12 protein-coding genes are annotated in these 20,779 nt (G+C 70.9%); 10 read left to right on the forward strand and 2 right to left on the reverse strand.

Annotation, left to right across the window (positions count from 1 at the left end):
• Nucleotides 1–248 precede the first annotated feature (248 nt).
• From AB0O34_RS20040 to AB0O34_RS20055, 4 genes are all read left to right on the forward strand, one after another.
• Entirely contained in the window at nt 249–1,244 is a 996-nt protein-coding gene (locus tag AB0O34_RS20040; protein WP_363917295.1) for a copper resistance protein CopC, read from the forward strand.
• Between the two features lie 80 nt (nt 1,245–1,324).
• A complete protein-coding gene (locus AB0O34_RS20045) occupies nt 1,325–1,705 on the forward strand; it encodes a hypothetical protein (RefSeq protein WP_363917297.1) in 381 nt (126 codons plus the stop codon).
• Nucleotides 1,706–1,713: 8 nt separating this feature from the next.
• The gene (locus AB0O34_RS20050) at nt 1,714–3,030 is read left to right on the forward strand and encodes a hypothetical protein (RefSeq protein WP_363917299.1); all 1,317 of its coding nucleotides are present in this window, start codon (nt 1,714–1,716) and stop codon (nt 3,028–3,030) included.
• A 164-nt stretch (nt 3,031–3,194) separates the two neighbouring features.
• Nucleotides 3,195–3,707: a DUF302 domain-containing protein gene (locus tag AB0O34_RS20055; RefSeq protein WP_363917301.1), complete on the forward strand. Its 513-nt coding sequence runs from the start codon at nt 3,195–3,197 to the stop codon at nt 3,705–3,707.
• Nucleotides 3,708–3,815: 108 nt separating this feature from the next.
• Here the strand turns inward: AB0O34_RS20055 and AB0O34_RS20060 are convergent, their stop codons facing one another.
• Nucleotides 3,816–6,623: a M14 family zinc carboxypeptidase gene (locus AB0O34_RS20060; RefSeq protein WP_363917303.1), complete on the reverse strand. Its 2,808-nt coding sequence runs from the start codon at nt 6,621–6,623 to the stop codon at nt 3,816–3,818.
• A 500-nt stretch (nt 6,624–7,123) separates the two neighbouring features.
• Entirely contained in the window at nt 7,124–9,991 is a 2,868-nt protein-coding gene (locus AB0O34_RS20065) for an AAA family ATPase (protein WP_363917305.1), read from the reverse strand.
• A gap of 347 nt (nt 9,992–10,338) precedes the next feature.
• On the opposite strand from AB0O34_RS20065, the gene AB0O34_RS20070 reads away from it, so the two are divergent.
• From AB0O34_RS20070 to AB0O34_RS20095, 6 genes are all read left to right on the forward strand, one after another.
• The gene (locus AB0O34_RS20070) at nt 10,339–12,621 is read left to right on the forward strand and encodes a TOMM precursor leader peptide-binding protein (RefSeq protein WP_363917307.1); all 2,283 of its coding nucleotides are present in this window, start codon (nt 10,339–10,341) and stop codon (nt 12,619–12,621) included.
• Between the two features lie 17 nt (nt 12,622–12,638).
• Complete coding sequence (locus AB0O34_RS20075; protein ID WP_363917309.1) at nt 12,639–14,003, forward strand: SagB family peptide dehydrogenase; 1,365 nt, start codon at nt 12,639–12,641, stop codon at nt 14,001–14,003.
• 6 nt (nt 14,004–14,009) lie between these two features.
• A complete protein-coding gene (locus AB0O34_RS20080; protein ID WP_363917311.1) occupies nt 14,010–14,822 on the forward strand; it encodes an HlyD family efflux transporter periplasmic adaptor subunit in 813 nt (270 codons plus the stop codon).
• 34 nt (nt 14,823–14,856) lie between these two features.
• The gene (locus AB0O34_RS20085) at nt 14,857–17,133 is read left to right on the forward strand and encodes an NHLP family bacteriocin export ABC transporter peptidase/permease/ATPase subunit (protein WP_363917313.1); all 2,277 of its coding nucleotides are present in this window, start codon (nt 14,857–14,859) and stop codon (nt 17,131–17,133) included.
• A 2-nt stretch (nt 17,134–17,135) separates the two neighbouring features.
• A complete protein-coding gene (locus tag AB0O34_RS20090) occupies nt 17,136–20,057 on the forward strand; it encodes an NHLP bacteriocin export ABC transporter permease/ATPase subunit (RefSeq protein WP_363917315.1) in 2,922 nt (973 codons plus the stop codon).
• 167 nt (nt 20,058–20,224) lie between these two features.
• Nucleotides 20,225–20,566 (forward strand): YciI family protein, encoded by a 342-nt coding sequence (locus AB0O34_RS20095; RefSeq protein WP_363917317.1) that lies wholly within the window; start codon nt 20,225–20,227, stop codon nt 20,564–20,566.
• Nucleotides 20,567–20,779: the final 213 nt, after the last annotated feature.

Below are 20,779 nucleotides of genomic sequence, written 5' to 3' on the forward strand. Positions count from 1 at the left end.
AAGGAGTGACAAATCGGTCAAGATCGGGCTATTTCACCCACGTTACGGATATTGACGTTTATGCGGCTTCGTGGCGACAATGTGGCCCAGCATCCGTGCGTGACACCGGTCGGCACACCGGCGAGCGCGACGGCCCATCCCCAATACGACGTGGTCGGCGCACGCGTAGGGTACCCCCGGAAGGATCGACGCTGCCCTCTTCCCGACGCACACGGCTCTGGCGGGTCACCCCTGCGCATCTCGGCGGGGTGGCACGGTGGGTAGGCCGGTTGCTCCTGCTCGCCCTCGTCGGCGGCATCGCGATGGCCGGCCTGGCGCCGCCCGCGTCCGCCCACGGGCAGCTCGCGCTGTCGAACCCGGCGAAGGACAGCACGGTCTCCGAACCCATGGAGTCGCTCTCGCTCTACTTCACCGAGCAGCCGTCCTCGAACGCGTACTTCACCGTCACCGCCCCGAGCGGTGTCCGGGTCGACCGGCACTGGACGTACGGGGAGTCCAAGCGCCTCGACGAGCCGGTCCAGGAGTACCAGCTCGTCGACGGCACGTGGGAGCCGCGCCTGTTCCACATCGGGTACGCGGCCAAGGTGCCGGTGGCCTACTGGCCGGAGCAGGGCACGTACGTCGCCCGCTACCTGACCGTGGCCTCGGACGGGGAGCAGGTCAAGGGCGAGGTGCGGTTCACGTACAAGGGCAAGATGTCGGCGCCGCCCAAGGGCTGGAAGGCCCCCACCGACCAGCCCGGGCCCGCCCTGCTCGCCGCGGCCGGCGGCGAGGGCACCGTCCCCCAGACCGGCTCGACTCCCGAGCCCGGCGTCACGACCAGTCCCCAGAACACCGCCCCTCAGAGCGGGACGGTCCCCGAGACCGGCGGGACCACCACCGTGCCCCAGATCGGCCCCGTCCCCCAGACCGGCACGGCCACAACCTCCCCGCAGGCCGGGCCCGTCCCTCAGACCGGGCCGACGAGCGTCGCGCCCAAGGCCGGATCCGAGACCGCGGCGCCGGCCGACTCCGGCAACGGCGTGATGGTCTGGCTGGTGCCCGCCGTACTCGTCCTCGGAGCGGGCCTCATGGTCTTCCGCGCGGCACGCCGACCGGCACCGGCCGGCGGCTCGGCCGGGCGTCCACCCTCCGGCGGCCCCGCGTCCCACGGGCCTTCCTCCGGCGCCAAGGCGAGGAAGCCGTCGGCGCAGCGCGCGGCCACGCCGGGCAGGAAACCCCCCGCGAAGGCCAAGCGCCGCTGAACCGCCACAGGCCCCACGCGAAGGCCCCCAAGCGCCGCTGAGATGGCTCCACCCTTCACCGTTCCCCAGGAGAACCGCCGATGACGTCCACCCTCGCCCGCCGCCGCCCGTTGCTCGCCGCCCTGATGCTCGCCATCGCGATGCTGGTGGCCACGTCGGCCTGCGGCGGTTCGAGTGCCGCCGCGCCCGGCACCTCGGCGGTCAAGGAGATCGCGGTGACCATCGCCGGTCGCACGGTGACGCCCCCGCCCGGACGGGTCGACGTGACCAAGGGCCAGACGGTACGGATCACGGTGACCAGCGACGTGGCGGACGTGGCGCACGTGCACGGCTACGACAAGGCGGCGAACCTCCAGCCCGGCACTCCCGCGAAGATCGAGTTCGTCGCGGACCAGAGCGGGCTGTTCGAGGTCGAGACCCATGGCACGGAGCTGCAACTGTGCCAGCTCCTGGTGCGCTAGGCGGCGGGGTGCTCCTGGCTCACGGCATCGGCGGCCGCCAGGACCTGCCGATCCCGTTCTCGGCGGCGTTGACCGGCGCGATCCTGGCGCTGCTGGTGTCGTTCGTGGCGCTCGGCGCCCTGTGGACCGAACCGAGGCTGGGCGGTGTCCTCGCGCGCACCCGCCCGCTGTCCGCGCTGCTCCAGCAGGTGGTGTCCTCCACGGCCTGGCCGTGGGTCTGGCGGCTGCTCGGGCTGGCCGCCGCCGCGTACTTCTGCCTGGGCCTGCTCTTCGGCCCCGACAACGTCGAGAACCCCACCGCAGGGGTCTTCTACGTCGTGTTCTGGGTCGGCCTGGTGCCGCTGTCGCTGCTTTTCGGCCCGGTCTGGCGCAACCTCAACCCGCTGCGCACGCTGCACCTGCTGGCCTGCACGGCTCTCAGGCGTGACCCCCGGGTCGGGCCGCGACAGCTGCCACCGGGTCTCGGCTACTGGCCTGCGGCGGCCGGCATCTTCGCCTTCGTGTGGCTGGAGCTGGTGGCCCCCGAGCGCGCCACCCTCCCCGTCATCACGATCTGGCTCGCGGCGTACACGGTGCTCATGCTCGCGGGCGCGGTGGTCTTCGGATCGGACTGGTTCGACCGGGGGGACGCGTTCGAGGCGTACAGCACCCTGGTCGGCAGCCTCGCGCCGGTGGTGAGACGTCGCGACGGCGTCGTGACCTGGCGTAACTCGCTCGACGGCATGGCCGGCCTACGGCCCGCCCCGGGGCTCACGGTGCTGGTGGTGGTGCTCCTCGGCTCCACCATGTACGACAGCCTCTCCAACGCGCCGGTCTGGGTGCGCTTCGTACAGGAGAGCCCGCTGCCGGCGCCGGTCATGGGGACGTTGGGACTGGTCACCGTCATCGGCCTGGTGCTCGCGGCCTACCTCGGTACGACCGCGCTGGCCGGCCGCTGGGGTGAGGCGGAGCCGGGCACGACGGCGGGCGAGCTGGCCCACGCCATCGTGCCGATCGCCGTCGGGTACGTGGTCGCGCACTACTACACGCTGTTCCTCCTGGAGGGCCAGCGGACCCTCTCCCTGCTCTCCGACCCGCTCGGCACCGGCGCCGACTGGCTGGGCACCGCCGACTGGACCCTCAGCGCGGCCGGCACCACCCCGGCCGGAATCGCCATGCTCCAGGTGACGGTCATCATCATCGGCCACGTGCTCGGCACCGTCCTCGCCCACGACCGCGCGCTCGCCCTCTTCCCCCGCCGCACCGCAGTCCTCGGCCAGATCCCCCTGCTCCTCCTCATGGTCGTCTACACCGTCGTAGGCCTTCTCCTCCTGTTCGCCGCCTGACCCGCCGGCGGGGCTCAGAACGATCGCAAAGAGCACGGCACCCCGCGCTGAAGATTCCCCAGGGCAGGTGTGTCCCACCGGCGACAGGTGATGACCGCTCCGTCCGAGGGGATGACACATCGGGAGGGACCATGGGCCGGCGGGTGGGCCACAGGATCGAAGTCGTGCCGCATTGGGTGAACCGCCTCTCCATGGCGGTCGGCGCGCCGTTCGACGATTTCCGCGCCCGCTACCAGCGGGCCGTCCCGAGGTTCGAGGCCGAACGCTTCGAGCGGCTCGCCGAGGACGACGCCGACTGGGACGCCATCCTCCAGGCGACGGCCGAGAACGCCCCGCACAACTTCATCCTCTACTGGAGCGGAGACTTCACCCACATCATGCGGCTCGCGGGGGACAGGTGGCGTTGCGTCGAGTACCTGATGGGAAACCACGTGATCGCCCAGCGCATGTACCATCACAACCCCGCCGTCCTGCTGTACGCCCCGCTCCGCACGGCCATCTACGAGGACGCCGACGGCGAGACCTGGTTCACGGTGGAACAGCCCACCACCCAGTTCTCCAGCTTCGGCAACCCCGAGATCACCAGCGTCAGCAGGGAACTCGACCGGGAACTGGCCTCCCTGCTCGAATACCTAGACGTCCCGGTCCCCGCCACCCTCACCGCACCCGCGGGGTGAGACTCCCGGCGTGACGTTGAGCTCCGGCCGCCATGAGCCGAGTCCCGGCCGGAGGTGGGCCCGGCCGGGACTCGGTTCATCTCGTGGAGGGATTCACCAGGAACAGGGTTAGCCCACGACGGAGCGGAGCGGGATGCCCGTGCTGTTCAGGTCGCGCACCAGATCCCTGAGGAACGGGTGTTCGTCGGCCGAGAGTCCCTCGGGGTTCGGGATGGTGATGTACGCCGAACCGTCGGCCACCGCCGAGCTGCCCGTGCCGGTGTACTTCCCGACCACGGACTCGGTCCGCGCCAGGTCGGCCTCGGCGACCTGGATGGTGATGGGCCGCCACTCCCCGCCGATGTTGGCCGGCTCCTCGGCGTTCTCCGCCTGCGCGCGAAGGGCGTCGGCGCTGCTCTGCGGCGCCGCCGTCCGCTGCTGCGCCTGCGGCGACGCGGACGCCGCCGGAGCGAGCAGGGCGTTCGCGACCAGGTGGATGCCGTTCTCGTTGTAGGCGCGGAACAGCGGGTTGTAGGCGAAGAGCACGGCGTGGCCGGTGCCGGTCGGCTCGTCGACCAGCGCCGCGGTGCCCTTGAGGGTGTCGGCCTTCACGGTGTAACCGTTGGACCAGAACGTGTCGCCGGCCGGGTAGGTGAGGACGTTCACGCCGGTCTGGCTCGGGTTGAGGATCGGGTCGCCGTTGTTGAACTGGAAGTCCTCCGCCGGGCGGCCGAGCGCCACCGCGCTGGTGTTGGCCACGTCCACCCGGAAGTGCGAGCCGATGACCTGGTAGCCGGTCGGCTTCGCCTTCTCCGTGGTGGAGGTCAGGCCCGCGGCGCGCGCGACCCTGGTGCCCTCGTTGCGCAGCCCGAGGTACGTGCCGCCGGCCGCCACCCACGCCTTGAGGTTCGCGAGGCCCTGCGCGGTCAGGCCGCCGGTCGAGTTGCTGCCGTCCGGGACCACCAGCGCGGTACGCCCGGTGAACGCCGCGGTGTTGTCGTTGATGTCGGCGGGCGTCACCGGCTTGAGGTTGAGGCCCCAGCGGCTGCCGAGCACGTACCGCGCCTCGCCGTACGACCCGGAGGTCGTCGAGATGCCGGTGCCGGCGAACAGGCCGGCGTCGGGCAGGCGCAGCGCGGTGCCGGAGGCCGGCTTGGAGCTGCCCTTGACGGTCACGCCGAGCGAACGCGCCAGCTTGTCCAGCGCGTCCTTGGCCATCGCGCGGGCCGGCAGGCTGACCACGCCCGTCTTGAAGTCACGCGTGAGGGCCACGCCCGAGCCGAGGAGCTTGAACGTGAGCTCCGACGCGGCGGCGGAGTCCAGCGAGTAGGAGTACGAGCCGTTCCCCGACGCCGAGCAGTCGACGCCCCCTTCGAGGCGATTCACGCGCTTGGCCTTCGGCGACAGCGCGTCACCGGTGTAGACGGTGTCGACGCCCATCAGCAGCGGGTTGCTCCAGGAGGAGACGTCGTAGAAGTAGGGGAAGGGAACGTAGGGGTCCTCGCCGATCAGCGCCTGGATCCAGTGCTTCTGCGGCTGGTTCATCGGGATCCAGTACGCCCCCGCCGGAACCTTCAGGTTCTTGGCGGACCGGCCGCCGAAGATCCGGGCGTTGGGCACGGTGACCGCTTTTTCGACCTCGTAGACCTCGACGTCCATGCCCCGCAGCCGCTCGACCAGACGGCGCACGTCGCCGAGCTGGCGGTCGGGCATCAGGAAGTACGACCGGATCTTGATGTCGGGCACCGGGAACTGGACGGTGTTGGTCGGCTGCACGACCTGGTTCGGCTCAAGAGCGCCGGACGCGCCCTCGGCGAGCGCCGTCTGCCAGATCTTGTAGTAGCCGTTGAGGATCTCGTTCTTGTTATCGGCCGCCCAGCCGGTGGTGGCCCACTGCGTGTTGAACTGCTGCTGCACGCGGTCCTCGACGGCCGAGGAGCTGCCCTTCTCGAAGGTCATCCCGGCGGCGCCGAAACCGGTGGCCGGCACCGTGTCGCCGTACCCCATGTAGAACATGTCGTACGTGGCGTAGTTGAAGTAGCACTCCACGGTGACCGCGCCGCCACAGGCGCCGTTGTAGCCGAAGCCCGCCGCGTTGGCGGCCCCGATCCGGTTGATCCAGTCCACGGGCTGGTCGGCGATCTCGTGGTGGATCGGGTCGGCGTTCGGCGGGAAGAAGTACTGGCGCCCGCCCATCTCGTGGGCGTCGACGAAGACCTGCGGCGGGTACTCGCGCAGCATCGCGATCTTGCCGTCGGTCTCCGGCTGGCTGCGGGCGAACCAGTCGCGGTTCAGGTCGAAGCCGAACTCGTTCTGCCGGCGGCTCGCGTCGCGGCCGTCCGGGTTCTGCGTCGGCACGATGACCGTGACGGTGTTCTCGTTGCGCTTGGCCACGTCGCAGGACAGCCCGCCGGCCAGCTCGTACAGCGTCTTGAGCGCGGCGTCGGCGCCGCTCTTCTCACCGCCGTGGACGTTGCCCGCGACCCAGACGATGGCGGGGGTGTCGGCGGCGACGCGCGCGGCCTTGTCCGGACGGAGCGAGCGCGGGTCGCGCAGTTCCTGGATCTGCTTGGCGATCTTGGCCACCTGTCCCTTGGCCATGTGCTTCTCGCTGGACACGATGGCGTAGGGCAGGTCCTGACCGGTGACGCTCCGCGCCACCGTGCCGGTGACCACCCTGCTGGACGCGTTCCCGACGGCCTGGACGTACTTCTGGATCTCCTCGGTCGTGACGACCCGGGACTGACCCTTGCCGAGAGGGAAACCGAGGAACGACTCGGGGCTCGGCACGGAGGCGATGTGAGCGTTCGGATCGGAGCTGCATTGCGTGGGCTTGCCGTGTGAATGGGTGTCCCTGTCCGCGTTCGCGGACGGGCTCAGCGGCAGCACGAGTGCGGTCACGGCCATGACCGCGACACCCGCCACCTTCCCGTACACAGGTCTCCTGCACCTGGCGGTGCTTGGCATGACGACTCCTCAGGGGGGCAGGGACGACCCGCCCCGGGGCAGGAGCAAGGACGTCCTTGGAAGAGCGACGCCACTGTGGCGCCGGGGGAAGATGATCAGGATGGTATAAAGGTGCAATAAACCGGTCAAGATGCCACGAAGCGTCTAAAGTGACATTTTTGACCTGTGTGGCTTCTGTTTAACGGCTGACCGGAAGCCAGGGGAGGGCGTGCTCGCCGGCATCGGCGAGGCCGTTATTCGACCTGCCCGGAAGCCCTCTCACGTCGCCCGCGGACGGGCGGCCGACATGTGCCTCAGACCCCGACCCCGGCACGTGTGAACATCGCGTTACGACTTCGGCCCGAGCCGATGGGGCCGCGTCCCCCGTAGGGGCAATGAGGACCCAAGACGGCCCGCTAAGATCCACAGTCCCTCGGGGCCGGCGTGGCGCTCGAAGCGTGCGAGAGTGGCCTTGGGCGCGTGGCCGCAAGTCACAGGACCGTGCGGTACTCCATGTGGTCCTCGAAGGTCGGTGGGGGCTGTTTCCTGAGGTCCAGGTCCGCGGGGGTGTCGGCGGTCAGGCTGGTGAGGATGGCGACGAGTTCCGCGCGGGTGTGGATGCCCAGCTTGCGGTAGATGCGGGCCAGGTGGGTGTCCACGGTGCGCTTGCTGATCGACAGGATGGTCGCCACTTCGAGGTTGCTCATGCCCTGGAGCACCAGGTCGGTGACGCGGCGCTCGCCGGTCGTCAGCGGATGGGCGTTCTCCCGCCGTGCTCCGGAGGGACGGGCGCCGGGGCCGGCGGGGCGGATGCCGGCGGTGGCCAGGTGCTTGTCGGCCAGTGAGGCGAGCCGCACCGCGCCGCAGTCGACGGCGAGGTCGAGCCCGGCGGTCAGGGTCTCGCGCGCCCTGTGCTCGTCGCCGTTCTGGCGCAGGGCGATGCCCAGCCGGATGAGGGCCCGGGTGTACTCCAGCCGGGCACCCCTGTTGCGCAGCAGGTCGACCGCCTCGTGCAGCATGTCGAGCCGCGCGGTGCCCTCGTACGCCACGCTTCCGGCGCTGAGGGCGCGGCCGATGGTGGTCGGCGCGCCCCAGGCGCGGGCCAGCTCAAGCTCCCTTTCGGCGGTCGCCCGCGCCGCTGTCCGCTCGCCGAACAGCATGTACGCGAGGATCGCGTTGGTCCCCCAGGGGACGCAGGCCGGGTTGGTGATGCCCGAGGAGGTCAGGCGCCGCCCGCAGTCCAGCAGGATGCGCAGGCCGTCCCGCGGCCTGCCCTGGGCGATGTAGAGGCGTCCGAGCGCGTCCATGATGTGGCCGGAGATCAGGGGATGGCAGTCCCCTCCGTAGGGATCGACGGACCGGAGCAGGGACTCGGCGACGTCCAGCGCGCCGAGCTCGACGAGCGCCCGGGCCGCGTTGGCCGTGGCCGCCATGGAGAACCCCTCGGTATGGGAGAGTTCCGCCAGGCGGGCCGCCTCGGTGGCGTCGCGCAGCGAGGCTTCCAGGCTGCCGAGCTGGTAGCGCACCTCGGAGCGGACCACCAGTGACATGACCAGCCGGGTGTCGGAGGCGGCGTTGCGCGCCTCGGTGACCACGCGTTCCGACCAGTACGAGGCCTCGTCGATGCGGTCGCCCCAGACCAGGGGGAGCACCGCGCCCAGCGGGACGACGCCCTTGCCGTCGAAGCAGCGCCTGGTCAGCGCAAGCGTCCTCGTCAGGTTGCGCCCTTTCACGCCTGTGACCAGGGCGAGCGCGCTCAGGAACTCCCTCGCCTGGGGGGTGGCCATGTTCTGCATCGACCGGCCCAGCTTGCGTAGCACGCCGGCGGACTGCCCCCACAGCATCGCCTGCGCGCCGAGGAGGAACAGCAGGTCGGTACCGAAGGCCGCGGGTGTCTCGGCGGCGAGCTGGACGGCCTCGCCGAAGATCCCGCCCGCCTCGGCCGAGTTGGCGGTGACGAGGATGTCGGCGAAGGGCGCGAGCGCGGACATCTTCTGCGGGGCCAGCCGGACGCGGCCGAAGACGGTGCGCAGGCGTCGCAGGCACGCGGGCAGGTCGCGCTGCATCTCGACGGCGCCCAGCTCGGCGGTGATCTCCAGGTCGACGGCCGGGTCGTCGGACTCGGCGAGCGCGCGGTGGAGGTAGCGGGTCGCGGGCTCCCAGGCGTGGTCGGTCACGGCGTCTCGCGCCGCCTCGCGCAGGATCGTTACGGTCCACGGATCACCCGTGGGCGTGGCCGACATGAGGTGGCGGGCGGACCGGTTGACGGGGGCGCCGAAGCGGTAGAGCAGTGACGCGGCCCTGCGGTGGAGGTCGTCGCGGACCGAGGGATCCATCCCGGCCAGGATGGTCTGCTGGATGTGCTGGTGAACGAACCGGTCGGGGGGAGAGCCGACGAGGAGCCCGGCCCTGCGCAGGGTCTCGCCCGCCTCCCTGGCCGCGAGCTGGCCGAACCCCGACAGTACGGCCGCGGTCTCCAGCCCGTCGTCGGGGGCGAGGATGGCCAGGCTGCGCAGCAGGTCGACGCTGGCGGGGTCATGGGCCAGGAGCCATCCGAGCGCCGTCTCGGTGAGCGAGGTCGCACCCATCTCCAGCATCCGCGGCAGCTCGGTCTTGTCCGGGCTCACCTTGGCGGTGATCAGCTGGCCGGCCAGCTGGTGAAGGAGCAGGGGGTTGCCCTGGGTGAGCTGGTGGCACGCCTCCGCCACCTCCGCGTCGATCGCGGCGCTCATCGCCGACTCCAGCAGTTGCCCGGTGCAGCGGTGACAGAGCGGGGCCGGCCGGAGCAACCGCGCGTACGGCAGGGCCCCGATGTCCCGGATGAGGTCGTGGCCCCCGCGGGACTGCGAGTCGATGGTGAGGATCATGACGATGGGCAGCCCGTCGAGCCGCCTGGCGATGTAGGAGCACCATTGGGCCGACTGGGCGTCGGCGTGGTTGGCGTCGTCGATGGCGATGATCAGCGGCTGGGTGCCGGTGATGGAACGGGTCGCGCGGTAGAGGCTCTGCAGCAGGTCGGGGGCGACGAGGCCGGAGCCCTGGGCCTCGTACATGTGCCCGGGGACTATGAGCGGTGCGGAGGCGGGCTCGGCGGGCGGCGTGCCGCCGGTGAGGGGATCGAACAGCTGGCGGACCACTCCGAAGGGGAAATCGCGCTCGGCGGGGTGGCCGCGTGCCGTGAGGATCGCGCGGGCATCCGGTTTCTCGGCCAGCGCCGCGTGGAGCAGGGTGGTCTTTCCGATGCCCTTGGGGCCGAGGATGACCAGAACGGAAGGCTTTCCCGCGTACGCGTTGGAAAGCGCCTCTTGTATCACACGTAACTCGATGTCGCGGTGCAGCACCTGCTGCCCTGACAACATCGTTCCCCCCAGAGCCGGGTGCTTACGTCTACACCAGGATCATGCCGCGTATGACTAGTGCCTTGTCAATACCTAATGCACGCCAAAGGGACCTATCGCCGCAAATTGGGCGGTTTGTCGGGATGCGTAGCAGACCACGCGCCACCTCGGCTGCACTACGACGGAGCTTACCCTGACGCGTAGGCGAACCCCGACGTCCAGGCGTTCGTACGCATTTCCCGGATACGCATCCTGTACGCCGCGCTTATTGTGGACGTCCGAATACGTATGCCGGAATTACGTCTTTACATGGTCCTGGCCCGATGCGACTCTGCGATCAATTGCATTTGAGCCGAACGAGGAGTGCCATGGATCGCCCCCGCCTCAAAGCACACTTCGCGGCCCAAGTGGTCGAGGGATCGAAGGTGTTCCTGCTGGCCGAAGGTCAGCACTTCCTCATCAAGGGAACCGAGTGCGTCAAGGTGCTTCCCTACCTGGACGGACGGCACACCATAGCCGATATCGCGGGGGCGCTGGGCGCCGAGTTATCGCTTATGCAGGTCATCGTCGCCATCCGTAAATTCGACGCTCTGGGTCACCTGGTGGACGGGCGGCCGGATTGGCCGGACGGCACGCTCGCCTATTGGGACGCGCAGGGAATCGATCCGAAAACCGTCCAGGCCGCGCTCGCGGAGACCGAATTCACCGTGGTCGCGGGCGACGGCGCCGATCCGGACGCGGTGGTCGCGCAATTGCGCGAACACGGCCTGCGCGTCCGGCTCGCAGGGGTCGACGAGGAGGCCGAGGCGCCCGGCGGCGCCCTTTCCCTGGTCGTCGTCAACGACTACCTCGACCCGGCGCTGGAACGGCTCAACGCCGCCTACCTCGCCGCCGAGCACCCCTGGGCGCTGGTGAAGCCGACCGGGCTGACGGTGTGGGCCGGGCCCGTGATCCACCCCGGCCGCACCGGCTGCTGGGCCTGCCTCGCGCAGCGGATCACTGGGAACCGCCAGGTGGAGCGCTACCTCGCCGGCAAGCACGGCGACGGCATCCCCTACCACCCCGCGCTGGAGGCGAACCCGGCGGGACCGTCCCTGGCCGGCGGGCTGCTCGCGGTGGAGATGGCGCGGATGGCCGCCACGGGCGCGCCGTCGCGGCTCGAAGGCAAGATGACCACGGTCGACCTGCGCACGCTGGCCGCCACGGAACACACCATGATCCGGCTGCCGCAGTGCCCCGCCTGTGGAGACCCGTCGCTGGTCACCGAGCGCAGCCCGAAGGTGGTGCTGTCGGCGCGCGACGCGCGTCACATCACCGACGGCGGATACCGGATCGAGGCGCCCGCGCAGACCTACGAACGGCTGCAGCGGCAGATCAGCCCGCTCATCGGGGCGGTCACCCGGCTGCACACGTTCGCCGAGTACGACAACGGCGTCACCTATAGCTTCACCGCCGGCCACAACTTCGCCATGGTCGGCGACAACATGGACCTGCTCCGCCGCAACCTTCGCGGGCAGAGCGGCGGCAAGGGCCGCACCGAGATCCAGGCCAAGGTCAGCGCCCTGTGCGAGGCCATCGAGCGGTACTCGGGCGTGTGGCGGGGCGAGGAGCCGGTGCGCAAGGCCGCCTACGCGGACCTCGACCCCTCTCTCGCCGTCCACGCGGAGTCCCTGCTCCACTTCTCCCCGTCCCAGTACGCCGGGCGCGACGAGTGGAACAAGGACCCGAGCCACCGGCTGCACCTGGTGCCGGAGAAGTTCCGCACCGACCTGCCGATCGACTGGTCGCCCGCCTGGTCGCTCACCGACGAGCGTGAGCGGCTCATCCCCAGCGGGTACGCCTGGTACGGCCACCCGGACCTGGAACGCCACTTCTACTGCGTGGGCGACTCCAACGGCAACGCCTCGGGCAACTCGATGGAAGAGGCGATCCTGCAGGGGTTCTGCGAGCTCGTCGAGCGTGACGCGGTCGCCCTGTGGTGGTACAACCGCGCGAGACGCCCCGCCTTCGACCTCGACTCGCTGCGCGACCCGTACATCGACACGCTGCGCGAGTTCTACGCGGGCATGGGCCGCAGCATCTGGCTTCTCGACATCACCACCGACCTCGGCATCCCGGCCTTCGTCGGGGTCTCCCACCGGATCGGCCACCCCGTCGAGGACGTCATCGTCGGCTTCGGCGCCCACCTCGACCCGCGTATCGCGGCGATCAGGACGCTGACCGAGGTCAACCAGTTCCTCCCGTCGGTGGAACGGCGCGACGAGCAGGGCAACACCCTGTACCTGGACAACGACATCGCCACCCTGGCCTGGTGGAAGGAGACCAAGCTGGCGAACGAGCCGTGGCTGGTCCCCGACCCGGCCCAGCGCCCCCGTACCCCCGCCGACTACGCCCGCGCGGACGGCGAGGACCTGGCCAGAGACGTCGAGACGTGCGTGGCCAGGGCGAAGGCGGCGGGGATCGAGGTCATCGTGCTCGACCAGACCCGCCCCGACCTGGACCTCAACGTCGTACGGATGATCGCGCCCGGCATGCGGCACTTCTGGCGGCGGCTCGGCGCGGGACGCCTGTACGACGTGCCGGCCGCGCTCGGCTGGGTGCCACAGGCGAGCACCGAGGACCAGCTCAATCCCACGAGCGTCTTCTTCTGAGCGCGGAGGAGCAGACTGTGACCCAGACCAAGGTACGGCTCCGCCGCGACGCGGAACTGGCGGAGTCCGAAGGCTCGCTCCGGGTGTCGGCGCCCGTGGGCGCCCTCGGGCTGCGCGACCTGCCCCCCGGCGCGGTGGCGGCCCTCGGCGCGCTCGCCGCCGGCGATGTGACCGAGGCCGGCCTCACCGCGGCGGTCGTCGGCGGCGACGGGGAGGCGGGGCTGTTCCGCTGGAACATGCTGGTGCGCCGCCTGGCCGGGGGCGGGCTGCTCGAGTACAGCGTGGACGGCGCCCGGCTGTGGCCCGTCGGCGCCGGGCCGCTGGAGCCCGCCGCCGCGCCGGCCCCCGGAACGAAGGTGAAGCTGTCGCGGTTCGCCGTCGCGACCGCCGAGGACGGCATGCTGACGGTGCGCTCCCCGCGCCACGCGAGCGCCGTCGAGCTGGCTCCGCGAACGGCCGGGATCCTCGGCGCGCTCGCGGACTGGACCACCCCGGCCGAGCTGGCCGAGGCCCTGCCCGGCGTGCCGGTCGAGCAGGTGCTGCGGTTCTTCGACGCCGCCGGTCTGCTGACCCGCACGCCCGAGGACGACGACCAGTCGCGGGCGCAGTGGGCGCCACGCGATCTGTGGCTGCACGCCCACAGCCGGGGGCCCCGCGTCACCGGCCGGTACGGCGGGACCTATCCCCTCGGGTCGCGGTTCGGCCCGCTGCCCGCCGCCCCTCCGGCGTTCGACGGCCGGCGGATCCCGTTGGTGCCACCCGACATGGAGATCGCGGCCAAGTCCGATCCGAGCCTGACCGAGGCCCTGGAGCGGCGCCGCTCGGTGCGCGAGCACGACGCCGGCTCCCCGATCACGGTCGGCCAGCTCGGGGACCTGCTGTACCGGTCGATGCGGCGGCGCAACGCCTTCACCTCGCCCGACGGGCAGGAGCTCGTCGACCGGCCCTACCCGTCCGGCGGGTCCGTGCACGAACTGGAGGTCTACCCGCTGGTGGTGTCGTGCGAAGGGGTCGAGCCCGGCCTTTGGCACTACGACACGGCCGGGCACGCGCTCGAGCGGGTGGCCGAACCTGGCCCTGCCACCCAGATCCTGGTGCGGCGGGCCCGGGCGTCCGCGTTGCTGGAGGCCGACCCGCAGGTGCTGCTCGTGGTCACCGCCCGCTTCGGCAGGGTGATGTGGAAGTACGAGACGATCGCCTACTCCCTGGTGCTGAAGCATGTCGGCGTGCTGTACCAGACGCTCTACCTGGTGGGCACCGCCATGAACCTGGCGGTGTGCGGGCTCGGCGGCGGGGACGCCGGTGACTTCGCCGCCGCGAGCGGGCTCGACTACCTCACCGAGGGCAGCGTGGGCGAGCTGGTCCTCGGCAGCAAGCGGTGATGAGGGATGAAATTCCGGTACAAGGCGCTCCAGCGGATGCGGGAGCCCGACGAGCTCGACTCCCCGACCCTGCTGGCCTCTCCGCGCGGATGGATCGCCACGTTCGTCGTGCTGATCATCGTCGCCGCGGTGACCGCGTGGGCCTTCGTCGGCCGGATGCCGATCACGGTGTCCGCGACCGGCCTGCTCACCCACCCGGGCGGCACCGCCCAGTTGCAGAGCCCGTACGCGGGGATGGTCCGGTCGATGTTCGTCCACCCCGACGACTCCGTTCAGCGGGGCCAGGCGGTGGCGGAGATCGTCCAGCTGGACGAGACCTCGCGCCTGATCAAGAGCCCGTTCACCGGGCACGTCGTGGCCGCCACGGCCGACGACGGGCACATGGTCGCGCCTGGCCAGGACCTGATGACCATCGAGCGCACCGACGCGCCCGATGACCGGCTGGTGGCGATGCTGTTCGTCCCGGCCGACCGCACGCTGGGCGTCGTCCCCGGCAGGGAGGTCGACCTGGCGGTCTCCTCGGCCCCGCCGGGGGCCTTCGGGCTGCTGCGCGGCCGGGTCGCGTCGGTGAGCACGTACCCCCTGCTGCTGGAGGGGGTGGCGGACCTGGTTGGCGGTGAGGCGGCGGCGCGCGGCTACCTCACGGGCGCCCCGCCACGGCTGGTGATCGTCGACCTCGAGCGGGACCCGGGCACGACCTCGGGATTCGCCTGGTCCACCAAGGCGGGCCCGCCGATGCGGCTCTCGTCGCAGGTCAACGTCACGGGCTCGATCAACCTGGGCGGTCAGACCCTGTTCGACCTGCTCCTCGGCCGCTGAGCGGCACCTGTCACGGCTCCTGGAGGAGAGACGAATGAGCCAAGCCACGGCGAGCCCACCCCTGGCCCCCGAGGGGGGTGGGCCGCGGCGCCCGGCTGCCGCCAAGGGCTCCAAGGAACCCAAGGCGCGCTGGGGAAGGTGGCGGAGCAGCACTCCGACGGTGATCCAGATGGAGGCGGTCGAGTGCGGCGCCGCCTCCTTGTCGATGATCCTCGGCTACTACGGGAAGTTCGTCCCGCTGGAGGAGTTGCGGTCCGCCTGCGGCGTCTCCCGCGACGGCGCCAAGGCCTCCAGCGTCCTCGCCGCGGCGCGGCGCCACGGCCTGATCGCCAGGGGCTACCAGATGGAGGCCGCGGACCTGCGCGCCGCCGCCACCAAGCCCGTGATCATCTTCTGGGCGTTCCAGCACTTCATGGTCGTGGAGGGGATCCGCACCCGGTTCGGCAAGAAGGTCGTCGCGGTCAACGATCCGGCCAGCGGACCCCGCCTGATCGACTGGGAGGAATTCGACTCCGGTTTCACCGGCGTGGTGCTGACGTTCGAACCCGGCCCCGGCTTCGAGCCCGGCGGGCGCCCCACCCGGGTCGGCCAAGCCCTGCTGTCACGGCGGATGCCGTCCGGCCGGGCGCTGCCACTGATCCTGCTGGCCAGCCTGATCCTGGTGGTCCCGGGCATCATCGGGCCGGCCTTCAGCCGGCTGTTCATCGACCGGATCCTGTCCGGGCGCGACCCGGACTTCCTGTACCCCCTGCTGCTCGGGATGGCGGTGACCGCGGTCTCGGTGTTCGTGCTGACCTCCGTGCAGCGGCACTACCTGCTGCGGCTGGAGATCCGGTTCGGGCTGGTGAGCTCGGCCCGCTTCTTCCGGCATCTGCTGCGGCTGCCGGTCGAGTTCTACCTGCAGCGCCGCCCCGCCGAGGTGGCAAAGCGCGTCCAGGCCAACGACATGGTCGGCGAGATCCTCTCCCGCGACCTGGCGATCACCGTCATCAACCTGGTGCTCGTGCTGTTCTACGCGGTGATCCTCATCCGGTACGACCTCATGCTCGGCCTGCTCGGGGTCGGCATGGCGCTGCTCAACATCCTGGTGCTCCGGCGGGTCTCCCGTGCCCGTACGGACGCGGTGGCGGCGCTCCGCGCGGACATCGGCAACCTGACCTCCACCACCTTCAACACCCTGCAGCTCATCGAGACCGTCAAGGCCAGCGGCGCCGAGCCGAACGCGTTCCAGCGCTGGTCGGGGTTCCTCGCCAAGGCCGTCACCGCCAAGCAGCGGCTCGGCGTCGCGACCGCCACGCTGACCGTGGTCCCCCCGCTGCTGGCCGGGATCAACAGCGGGCTCATCCTGCTCATCGGCGGGCTGCGCGTGGTCGACGGGGTGATCAGCGTGGGCATGCTGGTGGCCTTCCAGACGCTGCTCAATTCCCTGTCCCGGCCGGTTACACAGCTCACCAACCTGGGCGGGCAGCTCCAGAACATCTCCGCGGACATCAACCGCCTGTACGACGTCGAGCGCTACCCGGTCGCGCAGTGCTTCGAGCCGGGGCCCGGCCAGTCGCTGGACGGCCGCCTGGACGGCTGCATGGAGTTCTCGCACGTGTCCTTCGGCTACAACCCGATCGCGCCCCCGGTGATCAAAGATCTGTCGTTCTCGATCGTGCCGGGCCGCCGGGTGGCGATCGTCGGCAACTCGGGCAGCGGCAAGTCGACCGTCGGCAAGCTCGCCGCCGGCCTGTACGTGCCCGGGTCGGGCCAGGTCCTGCTGGACGGGCGGCCGAGGCTCGAGCTCTCCCGTATGGCCCTCGCCGCGTCCATCGCCTACGTCGACCAGGACATCACGCTGTTCGAGGGCACCGTGCGCGACAACCTGACGCTGTGGAGCGACGACATCGCCGACGAGGTGGTGATCGAGGCCCTGCGCGACGCGGCCATCTTCGACGTGATCACCGCCAGGCCGGGCGGTCTCAACAGCGGCGTCCGCGAGGGCGGGCGCAACTTCAGCGGCGGCCAGCGCCAGCGGCTGGAACTGGCGAGGGCGCTGTCGATCCAGCCGACACTTCTCGTGCTGGACGAGGCGACCAGCGCGCTGGACCCGGAGACCGAGCGCGTCATCGCCGACAACCTGCGCCGCCGCGGCTGCGGCTGCCTCATCATCGCGCACCGCCTGTCCACCATCCGGGACGCGGACGAGATCCTCGTGCTCGACAAGGGCGAGGTGGTCGAGCGGGGCCGCCACGAGGAACTGCTCGCCGCCGGCGGCCACTACGCAAGGCTCATCGAGAACGCCCACAGCAACGGCGACAGGGGTTGACCGTGACCGGATTCGCGCCGTTCTTCGCCGAGGCCGCGACGCCCGTCGACTACTCAGCAGACCGCCTGCTCGTGCTGTCCGACCTGCGCGAGGTGCTCCTGGTCGAGGAGGGGGCCGTCGACCTGTTCGCGGTACGGCTGGAGGACGGCCGGCCCGTGGGCCGGTGGAACTTCCTGTGCCGGATCAGCCAGGGGTCGCTGCTGCTCGGCTCTCCCAAGGGCCCGAAGCACAGCATCGTCGGCCGTCCGGTGCCGGGCACCCGGGTGTCCCGGATGCCGCTCGGCCGGGTGCGGGGGCTGTCGGCGGGCCCGTCCGGCCCGCTGCCCCCGGCCGAGCACGAGGTGGCCGTCAAGCAGTTCGTCCGGGGCCTGGAGGCGGGCATCGTCTCGCTGGCCCAGGCCATGCGCAACAGCCTGCCCCCGCGCGAGTTCATCGCCCTGTCGCCCGGCGAGCCCACCGATCTGGCCGACGGGGAGGCCACCCGGTCGGTGGACGGCCTGTGCTGGGTGGGCGTCGAGGACGGCGTGGTCGAGATGCCGGAGGGCGTCGCAGGCCGGCTCACCGCGGGCGCCCACATCTGCGTGACCGAGCGGGACTGGCTGGTCGCCACGGGCCCGGCCAGGCTACGCGCCAGGTCGACGTGGGAACTGCTGGCCGACGAGACGATCTGGGCCAGGTGGGTGGAGTACGCGACCCGCTTCCTGTACACCGTGGACCGCCGGGTCGAACGGCAGGGCGCGCGAGAGCTGGAGATGCTGGCCCGCCGCAACGGGCGGGAGAAGGACATTCTGCGCACCGCGCGGCGGGGATTCGACACGCTGGTGCGTGACACCGAGGCCAGAGTGCGCCTGGCCGACGTCACCACCGATTCCCCCATGCTGGCCGCGGCCAGGCTCGTCGCCTCCCACGGAGGGTTCCGCGTCACCGCGCCGCCGCCCGGAGGCTCCCAGGGAAGGCAGATCGACCCGCTGCAGGCCATCGCGCTGGCCTCCGGGGTGCGCACCAGGTCCGTACGGCTGGACGAGGGGTGGCAGAACAAGGACCTCGGCCCCATGGTCGGTTTCCGCAAGGGCGACGACACGCCCGTGGCGCTGCTGCCGATCGGATCCCACTACGTGCTCGCGCAGCCGGGACAGAACCGGGTCACCCCCCTCACGCCCGCGGTGGCCGCGACGCTGACCAACCGCGGGGAGGTGCTCTACCAGCCGCTGCCGCGCGAGGTGCGCACGGTGGCCGGGCTGCTGCGGTTCGGGCTCGGGCGCAACCGCCGTGACTTCTGGGTGCTGGCGTCCCTCGGGACGCTCGTGGCGATCATCGGCCTGCTGGTGCCCTCCATGACCGGGCTGGTCCTCGGCACGTTCGTGGCGAGCGCCCAGCGCGACCTCATCGTGCAGGGGGCGCTGCTGGTCATCGGGGGCGCGTTCGTGGCCGGCGCGCTCTCGATCGTGCAGAACATCGCCGCGCTGCGCATCGAGGGCCGCTCGTCGGCCCGGCTGCAGGCCGGGGCCTGGACCAGATTGCTGTCGCTTCCCGCCACGTTCTTCGCCCACTACTCCACCGGGCAACTGGGCACGACCGTGCTCGGCGTGAGCACGGCGCAGGAGATGCTCTCCGGCGTCGTGACCACCGCGACGCTCGGCCTCTTCGGAGGCCTCGCCAACCTCGTGCTCGTGTTCTTCTACGACGGCAGGATGGCCCTGATCGCCACCCTGCTCGTGCTGGTCAGCGTCCTTGTGTGCGCGGTCGCCGGATACTTCGAGATACGCCTGCAACGCCGCCTGTACGAGCAGGAGCAGCGGCTGTCCTCGCGGGTGTTCCAGCTCCTGAGCGCCGTGCCGAAACTGCGGGTGGCCGCGGCCGAGGACCAGGCGTTCGGCGTGTGGAACCGCGACTTCCTGCGGACCCGCAGCATCTCCGCGTCGGCGCGGCGGCTGCAGAACCTGGTCACGACGTTCAGCGCGGGGTTCCCGCTGGTCTGCTCGGTCCTCATCTTCGCCGTGGTGGCCGGGCCGATGCGCGGAGAGCTGCCGATCAGCGTCTTCTTGTCGTTCTTCGCCGCGTTCAACCTGCTCATGGCCTCTGTGCTGCAGTTCACCGGCGCCGCGATGACCGCGATGAGCGTCGTCCCCATGCTGGAGAAGCTGCGCCCGGTTCTCGCGGCCGAGCCCGAGGAGCTCACCGGCAAGGCCGACCCCGGCGACCTGTCCGGCCGCATCGCCTTCTCCCGGGTCTCTTTCCGGTACGGCGAGGACGGCCCGCTGGTGCTGAGCGACGTCGACCTGTCGGTGGACCCCGGCGAGTTCGTCGCGATCGTGGGCCCCACGGGCAGCGGCAAGTCCACCATCCTGCGCCTGCTGCTCGGCTTCGAGCAGCCGGCCGCGGGCACCGTGCTCTACGACGGCCAGGACCTCGGCGAGCTCGACATCGGCGCGGTACGGCGGCAGTGCGGCGTCGTCCTGCAGAACGGCGCCCTGCTCGCCGGCGACATCCGGCAGAACATCATCGGCAGCACCAACCACACGGTCGACGACGCCTGGGAGGCGGCCGCGATGGCCGGCGTCTCCGACGACATCACGGCCATGCCGATGGGCATGCACACGGTCCTGTCGGAAGGGACCAACACCCTGTCCGGCGGCCAGCGGCAGCGCATCATGATCGCCCGGGCCCTGGTCTCCCGGCCCCGCATCGTCTTCTTCGACGAGGCCACCAGCGCGCTGGACAACCCGACCCAGAACGTGGTCGCGGAGAGCACCCGCCAGCTGAACGCCACCCGCGTCGTGATCGCCCACCGGCTGTCCACGATCAAGGAAGCCGACAAGATCGTGGTGCTGGACGGCGGCAGGATCGTCCAGCAGGGTCAGTACGACGAACTCGTATCCGACACCGACGGCCTGTTCGCCCGTCTCGCCAGACGGCAGATGTGACGCACGGCGCCGGTCACTTCCTCTGAGCTTGGGCAACTCGGTTGAGTTGCGTCGCCGCCACCGTGGAAGATGACAGTGGAACGACGGCCTCAGCGGCCCGCCCGCGCCTCGAGGTCTGGTTCGCGGAGAACGCGTCCGCGGGCAGACCCCGAGAGGGAGGACAACAAATGGATTTTCTCCTGCTGATCCACGGCGACGAGATGCTGTGGGACGCCTTCAGCGACGCCGAGCGAGAGCGCATGGCCGAGGGGCACCGTCAGTTCGGCCGCGCGATGGTCGAGTCGGGCGTCATCGTCAAGTACGGCGCCGGCCTGACCAGATCCCGCACGGCCAAGCTGGTCAGACCGGACGGGCCCGCCATCCCCGGCCCGTACGCCGTCGGGCGCGAGCAGATCGGGGGGCTGTGGATCATCGAGGTCCGGTCCGCCGAGGAGGCCGAGGCCTGGGCGCGCAAGATGCCGTACGCGCCGGGCGACATCGTGGAGGTCCGGCCCTGCGACCCCCCGTGAGCTCTCCGTCGAAAGGGCCGGTGCGCGCGCGTCGGACGCGGGCGACCGGCCGTTTCCCGTCGGCCTAGTAGCGTGGCCTGCGGCTGAGCATGATGCCTCCCACCAGGAAGACCAGGCCGGCGGTGCCGTAGATGATGGCCGTGGTCGTCGACGGCGGTCTCTGGCTGGCGTGGGGGGAGCCCCCGCCCCCGCCCCCCCACCCCCGGACGGAAG

It is taken from the genome of Sphaerisporangium sp. NPDC088356, assembly GCF_040685555.1.
Lineage (GTDB): Bacteria > Actinomycetota > Actinomycetes > Streptosporangiales > Streptosporangiaceae > Sphaerisporangium.